Origin of the sequence: Xylanibacter ruminicola 23 (assembly GCF_000025925.1) — a bacterium.
Classification (GTDB): Bacteria; Bacteroidota; Bacteroidia; order Bacteroidales; family Bacteroidaceae; genus Prevotella; species Prevotella ruminicola.
On record NC_014033.1, the window covers coordinates 2,779,126 to 2,793,103 of the forward strand.

A 13,978-nucleotide genomic window follows, 5' to 3' on the forward strand; every position below is an offset into this window, starting at 1 on the left:
GAACTAAGTCTTAGGAGGACCTTGTTATATCCATTTAACTATCAGGGCGCGTGTTCTTTCGTGTGCAAAGGTACGAGATTTTTAGCAATCAGCCAAACTATTGGGCGAATTTTTGATTGAAATAGTCGAATTGAGCATACGAAGATGTCTGGCTCTTAGCAGACGTTTCGCCTGTAGGAATGTAGTTAAACAGTCCCACCCGGATACCTTTCCAATAACCACCACTCATGGCGAATGCCGAGCCCGCAGGCTGATAATGCTCTCCATCTATACTATAATAAAATAGGTGGCGATTCTGCTCGCAATCATTAGTTACCTTGAACCATACTTCCTGATAGCTACCCTTGGCGATAAGCTTACGCCGTCCACCAAACTCGATAAACACACCATCTTTACACAATCCTACCCCACAGAACAACTTACCTGAGCAGAAAAGTCCTGCATAACTGTCGCCTTTAATGCTTACTTTGGTTGTGCTCTCACTCTGATAGCCAACCACCTTCTGAGTAAGCATATTACGGACCATTTTCAAGCTATCGGCAGGCATGGCTTTGAGTGTGAGCCAGCCTTTACGATCAGTGAGATTCCAATGTGTATCAACCGGATTATGATTCCATTGCCAATGCAGTCCTAATGCATCATTAAAGTCGTCACAGGTCTGGAAACCAGCAGTTCCTACCGAAGAAACAGGCTTTTTCCAAGCAGCCACAGGTTCGCCTATACCGTTCTTATCATAATCGACACCTATCACAGGCCAATCAGCTTCCCAACGGGCAGGCTGCAGATGAACCACGCGCCCTAGTACTGGTGTCTCCTGGAAATGATAGAACCACCAGGAGCCATCTGGTGCATCTACCAACGCACCTTGGTGAGGGCCGTTAACGCCAGTTGAACCCTGTTCTAACACGATACGACGCTCGTAAGGGCCATAGATATTGCGAGCACGCAAAACAGTCTGCCAACCTGTGCCGACACCACCCTCGGGAATAATAAGGTAATACCAGCCATTACGTTTCATAAACTTAGTTCCCTCGGCAATAGGTCCTTCATACACCGTTTTACCCTCATCGAGCAGTGTTTTGCCATCGGCCGACATACGATGCACAATGATTGGACCTGCACCATGCTGACTACGCCCTATATAAGCCTGTCCGTCTTCATCCCAGAACGGGCAAGGGTCTTCCCACTTAGCCACACGCTTTACAAGATGCAGCGGCGCCCATGGGCCCGCAGGATTGCTGGCGGTTGACATATATAGACCTTCATCGGGTGTACAGAAATATACATAGAACAAGCCGCTGTGATAACGGATACTAGGTGCCCACGAGCCACCAGCATAATGCAGGTTGGCATCCCAGCCAGGCTCGTTAAAACGGCGATAAATCTGGGAGATATAACGCCAGTTCACCATATCGTCGCTCTCCAGCACCTGCATACCCATAAAGTGGAAATCAGAAGCCACCATATAGAACTTGTTGCCCACACGAATCACATCAGGATCGGAAAAATCAGCATTCAGCACAGGATTACGATACGTTCCGTCACCCTGATCGCCCCATCCCTCGGTATCTACTTCCACAAAATCAGGGCGAACATCCTCATCAACAGTAGATACATGGATATTAGAGAACTGTACGTTACGGGCATGACGCACAAAGAAACCTTTTGCCGGCAGATTACCCCACATGGTGGCCTCAGGATAATCAGCAGCCTTCTCATTAGCGATGGAATCGGCAATTTCTGTCAACTGATCCTTCTTCACCCCTCCCTTATGATGTATAGACACATTAGATATCCATACATTACGAACAGGATAGCCTGGCAGACCTGTAATCGAACAGCCCATAGAACCGGCATTTCGGATTTGAATATTATTGATGCGTACACCATCAATCGAACCTACATAATCGATATGCTGTCCAGTTTTGTAGCCACGTCCACGATTGCCCAAACGCACAAAGATAGGCGACTCGGTACCTTCGACGGTGAAATCAGCAATATTCACATTCTCGAGCACACCGCCATCCACTATCTCAAGCGAGATGGCCGACGAGCCAATCCACTGTCCGAAGAACTTTTCCTGCTGATTGTAACTGGGCTTTACCACGATACCACTGATATTGATATTACGGAAACCGCCATTGGTCTCAGTACCGAGTTTAACGGCATTACAATGACTCGATACCACACAATCGCTGATACGCACGTTTTCGCAAAGACGAGGCGAGGTGCTCTTCAGTGTAATACCATCGTCGTCGCTATCAGCTATCATACCACGCACAATCACCTCATGGCAGCCGTCGATATCCAGCGCATCGTTATTATAGTTATTACGATTAAAAACCTTGATTCCATCGATATTCAAGCGGTCGCAAGCCAAGTAGTGCTGCATCCAGCAGCCCGAATTACGCAAGGTGATACCACGCACCAGGATGTCCTGACTCTGGATAAAGCGAATCAAATGCGGACGGGTGATACCCTCATCGTTCCACGAAAGTTTCTTAAAGGCCCGTCCACGACCATCTATGGTACCAAAGCCATCGATCGACACATCCTGCACACCATCGGCATAAATCAATTGGATGGTGGTAGTTTGTGTTCGAAGCGACAAATAGTCCGATTTCATCGGTATATAATCCTCTAATCGGGTACTACCATAGAGCGTGGCTCCTTGTTCCAAATACAAGTGTACATGACTCTTTAGTTGTATGGTACCAATCTTATAAATACCAGCAGGCACCACCACACGACCACCACCTGCAGCAGAGCAAGCGTCGATGGCCTGTTGTAAAGCATGCGTAGAGAGTACTGTGGTGTCGTTTTGGGCACCATAACTTTTAATGTTAAAGTCGGCTGCGTGCATCGATGCAATACACAAAGACGCCAGAATAGTTACAATTACTTTCATATATGTTGCAAAGTTAAACATTTCCTTTAAAAATAACAGCATAAATGTAGATAATTTACTAAATTTGCAAGCAATTTTCACAAAACCCAACCCATATTTATATGAAAAGACTTTTTATGTTACCCCTTCTGTTGCTGGCTGTTTTATCGGCTCAGGCACAGAATCCGTACCTCCCGCTTTGGGAGCATCTGCCTGACGGTGAACCTCGTGTATTTGAAGATCCCGATCAGCCAGGAAAGTTCCGTGCATACATTATCGGTTCGCACGACACCAACTACACAGCCTACTGCGGTAGCGATATCCGCATGTGGTCGGCACCTGTAGAGGACTTAAGCCAATGGCGCGACGAAGGTCCTATCTTTACCCATTATGTTGACGGTCAGTGGGACACCATGTTTGCCCCAGATCTGGTTGAGGTAAAGGATAAGGCCACAGGTAAGAAGACCTACTATCTGTATCCCCACTCTCGTGGCTGGCAGCGCGTGCCCATGGTTTGTAAGGGCGACCGCCCCAACGGTCCCTTCACCCCTATCAATCTCACCGAGGATGGTCGCAAGTGCCTGCCTGGCTCACTGATTGATTTCGACCCATCAGTATTCATCGAGCCAGTTACCAACAAAAAGGATCCGGATTACGCTAAAGGCTTCCGTGCCTACGTATTCTATGGTTTCCAACATTCAACCGCATGTGAGCTGGATCAGAACACCATGTACTCTATGCGCCCAGGCACTGAGCTGCACGATTACTTTATCCCCGCTTCGGCCAGTTACGGTAAGGTTCGCGACCCAGAGGGCACGCAGTATCCAGCCCTCTATAAAGGACAGAATCCTGGCGAGTTTAACTTCTTCGAGGCTTCGAGCATCCGTCAGGTAGGCAACAAATACGTGATGGTATTCTCTGGTTATAGCGGTCCTGACTACGGACAGGGCTCTACCAACTCAGCCTTGCGTTATGCCTTTGGTGATTCACCATTAGGTCCTTGGCGCTCTGGTGGTGTATTGGTTGACTCGCGTGGTGTAGTAACTGGCGAAGACGGTTCGAAGCTGATTACCACCAATGCCGCCCACAACACCCATGGCTCGCTGCAGGAGATTAACGGTCAGTGGTACGTATTCTATCATCGTCCACCACGTGGTTTCGGCTATGCCCGTCAGGCAATGGTAGCCCCTGTTAAGATTACTTGGGACAAGAAACCTGTAGCTAAAGGCGGTACCGTAAAGATTACCGGTTACGATCCATATGCTGCTGATAACAGTTGGACAGCCAAGGCTACCGATGGCACAGAATATACTGGTGCCGAAGTAACTTCAGAGGGATTCCAGATTTTCGGTCTGCCCCCATATCAGTACTATTCGGCTGGTATCGCCTGCTTTATGACTGGCGGCACCAACAGCAACGACTGGATGCAGGATAACCACGACATCTGGAACAACTCGATGGACCTGGCTGGCATTACCAATACTGGTATTGTAGGCTTTAAGTACTTTGGCTTTGGCGGACTGAAAGCCGACACCAAGGGCATCAAGGCCTTTAAAGGCATCAGTAAAGGCGATGGCGCCACATTGAATCTGAACCTAACTCCAGGCGGACATGGTGCCTTTAAGATTCACGTACGTCTGGATAACCCATGGAAGGGCGAAGAGATTGCCGTACTAGATATTCCAGCCGATGCACCACGCACCGCTAAGATTTACCAGGTAAGCACACCTGCAGTCGAAGGACTGACAGGTAAGCACGCTATCTATCTGGTGGCTGATGGTGCAGAAATCGAAGCGCCTATACGCCCACAGTGGGGCCCACGCAGACCTCAGCGCCCTCAGGGACTGTTCGACCTGCACGGTATCGGTTTCTCAAAGGCTGGCGATAAGTTCGAAGCTCCTGTTGTGCCTCAGGTAAACATTGAGGTTGACGGACAGAAGTTAGTCATGCCCACAACACCTATCCGCTTTACTAATCTGAACGGCTATACCGACCAGACTCGCTATCAGGTATATGGTAAAATGAGCGACAACTCAAACATTGTTGCCACATCAGATGTACCTGAAGTAAAGTTCGAGATTAGTAAAATCGTAGAAGGCCGCGCCACTATTAAGGCAACCTACAATGGTTTGACTAAGATATTCCTGATTAACTAACATAAATAAAGGATGCACTCAACCGAGTGCATCCTTTATTCTTTCCAAGGCTTCTTTCAGGCGTGAACGCTGGGTAGCTATGTTAAAGCGCACATAGCCCTCGCCCGTCTGAGGTCCGTACATCGTGCCAGGATTAAGCCATACCTTAGCCTCATCAAGCAGTTTATCGCATAGGGCCTGCGACGTGATATTCATGGCCGAGATATCTACCCAGGGCAGATAGGTGCCCTCCAATTTGCAAACCTTCCACTGGGGGATGTTTTCTGCTACAAACTCGCAAAGCAGCTGATAGTTTCCCCAGAGGTACTGGTTCAGTTCATCTATCCAGTCTTCGCTTTCGTTATAGGCAGCTTTCAGCGCCACAGGACCAAAGGGATTCAAGTCGCACACCTCGTTGATATTGATAGCACGATCCAATCGGCGGCGCCATGCAGGCTGCGAACAAATGATGTTTGCTGCCTGCAAACCGGCAATATTAAACGACTTAGAAGGCGAATTAAGGATAACACTATTCTGACGACAAGCCTCGTTCACAGCCGCAAACGGCTGGAATTGATAGCCTGGCATCATCAGTTCGCAGTGAATCTCATCGCTAACCACTTTTACACCATACTTCAAGCAGATATCGTTCATCTGCATCAGCTCGGCCTTAGTCCACACACGTCCTGTGGGGTTATGAGGATTGCAAAGCAGGAAAACGGTAGTCTTCTCATCGGCACATTTGGCCTCAAAGTCCTGCCAGTCAACCTCGAAGGTATCACCAACACGCTTCAAGGCTGTTTCAAGCACCTCGCAGCCGTTGTTACGGACTGACGAGAAGAAACAATTGTAATCGGGCGAAAGAATCAGCACCTTCTCGCCTGGCATGGTGAGTGCCTTTATGGCCACACTCATGGCAGGAACAACACCTGTGGTATAGAGAATTTCTTCGCGATGGATAGTCCAATCGTGGCGTCGCTGGAACCACGAGATAACAGCCTCGTAGTAATCATCCTCAACTACAGCATAACCAAACACACCGTGCTCGGCACGCTTACGAACGGCCTCCAGAATAGCCGGGGCAGCCTTAAAGTCCATATCGGCCACCCAAAGAGGAATTATTTCCTTAAACTCGGAATTGCCCCCTGGCGGAAGCCAGCCCCCCGTTGAACGTGGGGCTTCTGCATCCCACTTTACGCATCCCGTTCCACGACGTTCTACCAATTCGTCAAAATCGTATTTCATTTTCTTGTTTCTATAATACAATTATTTGGTTCACGCACGTTCTCATCGATAGTAATCGAACCTATACTGTCGGCAACGATGTGGCCGCTGGTGGGGTTCTTAATGTTCTCGATGTGGCCTTTGATGTCGGCCTCAACGGTTGAATATTCAAACACACGGTCGCAAGCAGCGTCAAAGGTACAGTTCTCAAGTACCAGGTTCTGTGCATAGCACAACAGCTGCTCGCCAGCCAAATGACAGTTAACCAAGCGCACATTCTTAGAGTGCCAAGCCAGGTACTCACCATCCAGCGTAGAATCGTAGATAGTCACATTCTCACACTCCCAGAACGAATCCTTCGTGATAATTTTAGCATTGTGAATCTCTACATTCTCACAATACTGGAATACATATTTGGCATCACTCTCCAATCCATCTACATAGATATTCTTAGAGAACATGAAGGGATAGGTTCCCTCATGCAGCTTCACATTCTTCAGTTTCAAGCCATCTACCTTCCAGAAAGTTTCGTCGGCATCGTTAATCACCACGTTCTCCAGCTCTACGTTCTTCATCTCACGGAAGAACTTAGGGCCATCAATCGTACAATCCTTCATCACCAGATCGTTGGTGTACCATATGGCCGAACGCGAACCAGGTGCAAAATAGCAGCGTTCGATTTTAGCACCATCCACGTGCCACCAAGGGTATTTTCCATAGAACTTGCTATCGTAACATTCCATGTTCTGGCACTGCTTGATACCAGACTCTCCATCTACAATTGTAATCTCTTCTAATCTCAAATCATGAGCGGCAAACAGAGGCCTCTCGCCTCCAAATTCCTTACCTCTAATTAGTTCCATTGTTTTTGTATTATTATAAATTCGGGTGCAAAGTTACTAAGAAAATCCGTAATCAGTATAAACTGACCACGGATTCTTTTACCCTTTAAGGGTTTTTATAATTTAAAGAGAGAGAATTTATTTCAACGCGAGCAAATAAGCATCCAAAGGTTCCATGACTACCGTACGACTGGTGAGATACATGTTGTCGTGTGCCTCGTTCATCTTATAGGTCTTAACCGTTGTAAGATTAGGAGCCTGCGAACGGTAGAGCGTTACCTGCGAGGGGATATCATAGGTCTGCTTATCGGCATTCCACTGACTAACCTCTTCGTTGTAGCCATTCTTAAAGTACTTATAAGTCAGGCGGCTGCTCTTCTGCCACTGCTGTGTGGCTTCATCCCAGCTCAGCATCTCCTTGAAGGCAAGGCGACCCTGCTCATCGTATTCATAACGATACTCAACCTTCTGAGCCTCACTCTGATTGTTAGCTGCATACGAACTAACAGTGCTAAGACACATGGCGATAACCATTGCTGCTGTGATGATTGCTTTCATACCTTTATCGTTTTAAATTGTTATTTTTATCTGTTTGACGTTGCAAAGGTACGAAAAGTTGCACAAGCATTGAGTTATCGTAATGTTATCTTTAGGTTAAATCTGTTTTGCCTCTGAGAAATAGTACTTTCTCAAAGGCATTTTAACAGCTTCGCCACTCAGATTTATCTCCTGCTGCAGCTTGATATCCTGCGATGATGCGCCTACCTTAATGATATACTTGCCTGGCTGGATGTTCCACTGGCGCTGACCATCATGGGTATAATAACCTAACTGCTCGGTGTACATCTTCACGCTAATCTTCTTGCTCTCACCTGGCTTCAGCGATACACGGGCAAAGCCTTGCAGCTGGATAGGACGAATCTGCCGACTCTTATCGGCAGGCGAGAGATAGATCTGTGCCACCTCATCGGCTGCCACCTTACCTGTATTCTTCACATCAAAGGTAAGGTTAAAGCTCTCGTCCTTGGTAGTAACCTCGGTTGTAGCCTCTAAGTTAGCATACTCGAAGGTGGTATAGCTCAAACCATAACCGAAGGGCCATGCAACACGTGCATCCTTCTCGGCAGCATAGTTGTAGCAGATAGGCTCGTTGATCTCAACATTAGGATAGCTGACAGACAGCTTGGCCGATGGCGATACCTTACCATACAGGATGTCGGCCACAGCATTACCACCCTCCTCGCCTGGATACCAGGCCTGAATGATGGCAGCACACTTCTCGGCTAAGCCAGAGATAACCTGAGCTCTACCGCCAAACATCACCAGCACTACAGGTTTGCCTGTCTGGATGAGTTCCTCAACAAACTGCTCCTGCTTACCTGGCAAGCGCAGGCCCTGACGATCGCGGTTCTCACCACAAAGCATCACGTTCTCGCCCACGGCAGCAATAATCACATCGGCATTCTTAGCCATCTGCAGGGCTTCGGCTTTGTCGGCCTTTTCGCCTGCATCCACCTTGCGGTGCAGCAACTCGTACTCCCAAGCACGTGCATCGCCCAGCTCGCCATATTTAGTCTCAATTTCCTCGGTCCAATCGCAACCACGCGAATACATCACGTTCACGCCCTCGGGCTTGTGGTTCTGCATACCTTCGAGCAGTTTCACGATGTGAGGATTCTCCGACTTATAGTCGACCTTCTTCCAGAAGTACGACATGGCAGGATAGGTATAGTCGCCACACATAGCCCAGATAGAGTTGGCATTAGGACCAGTAAGAAGCACGTTCTTCACCTCCTTGAGTGGCAGCACCCCATTGTTCTCCAACAGCACCACACTCTGGGTAGCGATATCGTAAGCCGTCTTTCGCTCCTCGGGAGTATCAAGCTTGATATCCTCCTTCGAGTAGAGATAAGCATCCTTATCGAACAATCCCATACGGAACTTGATACGCAGCACATTCTTCACGGCACGCTCCAGCACCTCGGGCTTAACCAGACCTTTATCGATAGCCTCCTGCAAAAGCTGGTAGTTGGCACCAAAGGGGAAGTCGACATCGTTACCACCATTGATGGCAGCAGCAGCCTTTTCTACTGCGCTGTCGATATTTGGAATCTGGTCGATAGCGGTATAATCGCTCACCACCATACCATCGAAACCTACGTAACCACGCAGAATATCCTGCAGAATCTCGCTGTTAGCCACACATTTTGTGCCATGCACCTCGTGATAGCCTGGCATAACAGCTACGCTACCAGCCAAACGAATCATAGTCTCGTGAGGCAACAGAATCTCTTCCATCATCTCCTTCTCGTCGGCATCGCCGCCACCACCATAACCTAAGTAGTGCTTAGAGCAGGCGCCAACACCTTTCTTCAAGTCGCCCTGCTGCAAGCCGTTTACAAAAGCGGTACCCATCACAGCCGACAGGTAGCCATCCTCGCCATACGACTCCTCCAAGCGATTAAAGCTGGGGGTGCGACATACATCCACCATTGGCGACAGGGCAAAGATACCACCCATTTTTCGCAATTGCGTACTGGTCTGACGTGTTTTCAGTTCAGCCAACTCAGGGTTGAACGAACCAGCCTGACCAATCTGCTGGGGATAGATGGTGGAACCTAAGGTATTGATACCCGAGAGCACCTCTTCGTGCAAGAGGGCGGGGATACCATTGGGTGTATGGTGCATCAGCCAGTCCTGAATAGCCACAGCACGATCGCGCAATTCGTTCGGATCGCGAGGCTGCTGCATGCAGAACTGTGAGAAATGACCAATACCATAAGGTATCAGTTCCTTACACTTGGCTGTATCTAACTTGCCGTCAGCATCAAAGAGTTCGTCCATATACATACTCTTCAGCTGTGCGATGCGCTCCTCCTGAGGCATCTTCTGGTAGAGTTCATCAATCTGCTGTTCCATGTCTGTTGCTGTGTTACAACTTGTAATTAATGCAGCAAGCGCCATCATAGCCCAACTGCCAATAGTCTTAAGTTCCTTTTTCATTGGATAATACCTTATTTATTATTATTTAGTCTCGTACCACTTCTTCAGCACGTAGAAGGCCAGCTTCTTCTCGCCCTTATCGCTTACCAAACCCTTACGGTTATAGTAGTCCTGCACACCAGGCAGTACACGACGAGGCGAACGGAAGTCCTTCAGAATCCAAGGTGTGGTACCTGCCAAGCCCTCAATCTTATCGAGCATAGCAGTGTTCTCCTTATAGAGATTTTCCTGGAACTCCTCAGTCCAACGCTGGTTCTTGGCACCATGATAGCCGTAACGGGCACCGCCACCAAACTCGCTGATAATCACAGGTTTGTCGTAAGGAATCACCCACTTCATCTTTGGTGCATCGTTTACATCGCGATACCAACCGATGTACTGGTTAAAACTTACCACATCTACATACTCGTTCATGTTGTCGTTCAAACGGTTCACATAGTTCGAGGCACCAGTAACCTCCATCGCCATCGAAATCAGACGGGTGTTATCGAGTGTGCGGGCATACTTGGCCAGACCACCTAAGAACTTATCACGCTCAGCAGAGTGTGGGGTTTCGTTGGCGATACTCCAGATAATCACATTAGCACGGTTATGGTCGCGGGCAATCATATCGGTAAGCTGCTGCTTGGCATTAGCAAAGGTGTTTGGATTAGTCCAGGCGATGGTCCAGTAAACAGGAATCTCGCTCCATACCAGGATACCCATACGCTCAGCCTCGCGCACCATCTCCTCGTGGTGAGGATAGTGGGCCAGACGCACAAAGTTACAACCTAACTCCTTGGCCCATGAAAGCAGCGTGTGAGCATCCTCAACACTGTTGGCACGTCCGCCACCATTGGGTTTCTCATTGTGGATAGAGATACCCTTCAGGAAGATAGGCTTACCGTTAAGCAGAATCTGCTTGCCACGTGTCTCGATGGTACGGAAGCCGATAGAATCAGCAACCATACCTGCATCGAGCGTGAGCTGCACATCATAGCGCTTGGGGGTCTCAGGGCACCAGAGCTGCAGTTTCTTAGCAGCCACCTTCAGGATACCACTCACCTTGCCTTCGGCATCGGTAGTGAACTGCTGTTTCAACTTCAGTTCAGGAATATACACCTCTACCTGATGACCAGCCTCCTTGGCGTTCATCTTAGCCGAAAAGGCGAGCTCTCTCACTTTGGCCTTACCGGCAGCCTTCATCAGCTGCAGGTCGTAGTTCTCCAAATAGTTCATGGGGACCTTTACCAGCTTCACGTCGCGGGTAATACCACCGTAGTTCCACCAGTCGAAAATCTGTGTGGGCACATCCTCGGCATGACGCTTGTTATCCACCTTGACAATCACGGTGTTCTCGCCTTTCTTCAGCAAATCGCTGATATCATAGTTGAATGGGGTAAAGCCACCTACGTGGTGACCAGCCTTCTTACCATTCACCCATACATGGCAATCGTAGTTTACAGCGCCAAAATACAGCAAGGTGCGGCATTCGGTCATAGGCACGGCCTGGAAACTTTTCTTAAACCAAACTGTTCCCTCGTAGAAGAACAGCTTTTCGTCTTGCGTATTCCAGTCAGAAGGGATCTTCATGGTTGGCGACTTATCGAAGTCGTACTCAATCAAATCCTCAGGTTTCTGGGGCTTGGCATTGATAAAGAAACCATTACGCATAGGGTTCATACGATAGTCGTAATAGCCCTCTTCCTGTACATCAACAATGTAGTTCCAATCGCCATTCAGCGAACAACTCTCATATGCCTGCACATTCTGGATTAATGGCAGGGGCTCGTTAGCGGCTGAAGCTGCAAGCACACCACTTGCAGCCAGCAACATAGTAGTTAGTAATTTCTTCATATCATTTGTTATTTGATGATTAATCCACCATTGGGCTGGATAGTAACCTTAGCCTTGCCCTTCTTATCAACCTTCAGGGTACCCATGGTAGGCTCGCCCTTCTGGTTATCTACATAGATAGTTGGTGTTTTGCCAGCCAACATCGAAAGATCGAGTGTAAGCTTGAGTGGTTCCTTCTGGGCATTCAAGCCTGCAATGTACCAATCAGCACCATGGCGACGGGCCAGAACCACGTACTTGCCAGGATAGCCATCAATATAGCGTGTCTCATCCCATGTAGCAGGCAATGTCTTCAGGAAGTCGAGCTCGAACTGAGGCAGTTCCTGCAGGTTGTTAGGACACATGGCCACACACTGGATTGAAGTCTGGTTGGTAATGCCTGAAGCAATCTCGAAGATATCAGTAGTCTTGCGAGAGTGACGACTCTTGTTGTCGCGACTCAGATACTTGTTCATAATCACACCACCCCAGTCCATCGATGCCACAGCATTGCGGCAGAATGGATGCAAGGTAAGGTCGAATGGCTCGTGGATGGCAGCGCCCTCTCCAAAGAACACGTTCTCGCTGGCCAGCACAGCCTCAGAGGCTACGTAATTGGGGAACATACGCTCCCAACCGCGAGGCAGGGTACATCCATGGAAGATAACCTGAATGCCGTAACGGTTGGCATCAACCATGATATCCTCGTAAAGCTGCAGGGTTTCCTGCTTGTCGCCACCAAAGAAATCAACCTTGATGCCCTTCGCGCCAATCTGCTGCAACCACTTGAATTCGCGGTTACGAGCCAGCGAGGTATTCAAACAGTTACGTGGGCCCTGAGGCGCATCGTTCCAATAGCCGTTAGAGTTGTACCAAAGCATCAGGCTTACACCCTTGCTCTGTGCATAACGTGAGAGTTCCACCATTTTGTCACGACCTATCTGGGTATCCCAAAGGGCATCAACCAAGCAGTACTCGTAGCCCATAGCCGCAGCCAGGTCGATAAACTGTACCTGATCCTTATAAACGGTAGCACCATCCTGCCAGATAAGCCAGCTCCAGGTGTAACGGCCCTCCTTATACTGTTCAGAGGCCTCGTAGAGTGGATCAACCACATCGTAGCTCACGGTAGTCTCAACGATAGGCTTCAGGGTTGAGCCTACGGTGATGGTACGCCAAGGTGTTTCGGCAGGTAACGACAGCGCTACGAACTCCGAACCAAAGCCACCATTCTCGCCCTTGTCGGGGAAAGCGATGGTATAGCCTGTACCAGGCTGATAATCAGAAACATGTGTGCCACAATATGCGCCAGTGGTACCTGTCTCGCTAACCAGTGCCCAACCATCCTGCAGGTGGAACAGGCAAGGGAAGGTGTAGCCACGACCATAGTGCGACTTCTCGTTCAGCTGGCCATCAACGCTATAACCCTCTTCGTAGCTGGGTTTAGTATTTGCCCAACCTGTCTTAGGACCAATCTGTGGTGTGATAAATGTGGTGGTGCCATCAGGGAAGTTAAAGCTGGTAGCCTCGCCAAAAACCAGCGTGCGCTGCATGCCACGTGGAGCTTTGGCAATACCATACTTAAAAGCCACATCGTTATCAGCTACCATAAAGGTAACAGTCATCTGCAACTTCTGTTCGTTCTCGAGTGTTAATGTAAGTTTGTTGGCTTTGTAATCAATGTGCGAAGCCTTAACGGTACGGATATCATACTGCTTTGCCACAGCTTCGGTCTTGCTATCCACAATCTTCAAGCCCTGAGTCAAATCACCAATGCTGGTGTTCAAGCCTAAGTTCGACTTGGTAACCATCTGCTTACCATCGAGCGATACCTGATAGGTAGCCTTGCCACCCTCATCGTTCACTGTAACTTCCAGATTTCCACTTGGTGATTTCACCTTTACCTCCTCTGCCTGGCAGAGGCTTGTAGCCAACAAAGCGGCTACCAAAAAAACATTTCTGATCATAGTTCGTTAGAAAATATTGATATTTTGGTTGCAAAGATACGAATTATCTACCAACGTTAAAAGTCCCCCAACGTTAACAAATTGTAAAAAATACACTTCACCATA

8 protein-coding genes are annotated in these 13,978 nt (G+C 48.5%); 1 reads left to right on the top strand and 7 read right to left on the bottom strand.

The genetic code is table 11. From position 1 onward, the window contains the following. Positions 1-97: 97 nt before the first annotated feature. Entirely contained in the window at positions 98-2,908 is a 2,811-nt protein-coding gene (locus PRU_RS15730; protein WP_013065725.1) for a family 43 glycosylhydrolase, read from the bottom strand. 101 nt (positions 2,909-3,009) lie between these two features. Here PRU_RS15730 and PRU_RS11890 point away from each other — a divergent pair, with 101 nt between their 5' ends. After that, positions 3,010-5,043, top strand: a complete 2,034-nt coding sequence (locus PRU_RS11890) for a hypothetical protein (RefSeq protein WP_013064962.1) — start codon at positions 3,010-3,012, stop codon at positions 5,041-5,043. An 18-nt stretch (positions 5,044-5,061) separates the two neighbouring features. Here PRU_RS11890 and PRU_RS11895 read toward each other — a convergent pair whose 3' ends face one another. The 6 genes from PRU_RS11895 to PRU_RS11920 form a co-directional block, all read right to left on the bottom strand. Continuing rightward, entirely contained in the window at positions 5,062-6,267 is a 1,206-nt protein-coding gene (locus PRU_RS11895; protein WP_013065675.1) for a MalY/PatB family protein, read from the bottom strand. Continuing rightward, positions 6,264-7,109, bottom strand: a complete 846-nt coding sequence (locus tag PRU_RS11900) for a DUF3737 family protein (protein WP_013063370.1) — start codon at positions 7,107-7,109, stop codon at positions 6,264-6,266. Before PRU_RS11900 ends, PRU_RS11895 begins: the two co-directional genes overlap by 4 nt. Before the next feature lie 117 nt (positions 7,110-7,226). Next, positions 7,227-7,646 carry a DUF3836 domain-containing protein gene (locus PRU_RS11905; RefSeq protein ID WP_028906611.1) on the bottom strand — a complete coding sequence of 140 codons (420 nt, stop codon included), beginning with the start codon at positions 7,644-7,646 and terminating at the stop codon, positions 7,227-7,229. 96 nt (positions 7,647-7,742) lie between these two features. Beyond that, complete coding sequence (locus PRU_RS11910) at positions 7,743-10,091, bottom strand: glycoside hydrolase family 3 C-terminal domain-containing protein (RefSeq protein WP_013063906.1); 2,349 nt, start codon at positions 10,089-10,091, stop codon at positions 7,743-7,745. Between the two features lie 21 nt (positions 10,092-10,112). Continuing rightward, positions 10,113-11,927 carry a glycoside hydrolase family 2 protein gene (locus PRU_RS11915; protein ID WP_013064703.1) on the bottom strand — a complete coding sequence of 605 codons (1,815 nt, stop codon included), beginning with the start codon at positions 11,925-11,927 and terminating at the stop codon, positions 10,113-10,115. 8 nt (positions 11,928-11,935) lie between these two features. Continuing rightward, entirely contained in the window at positions 11,936-13,873 is a 1,938-nt protein-coding gene (locus PRU_RS11920) for a glycoside hydrolase family 97 protein (RefSeq protein ID WP_013063423.1), read from the bottom strand. Positions 13,874-13,978: the final 105 nt, after the last annotated feature.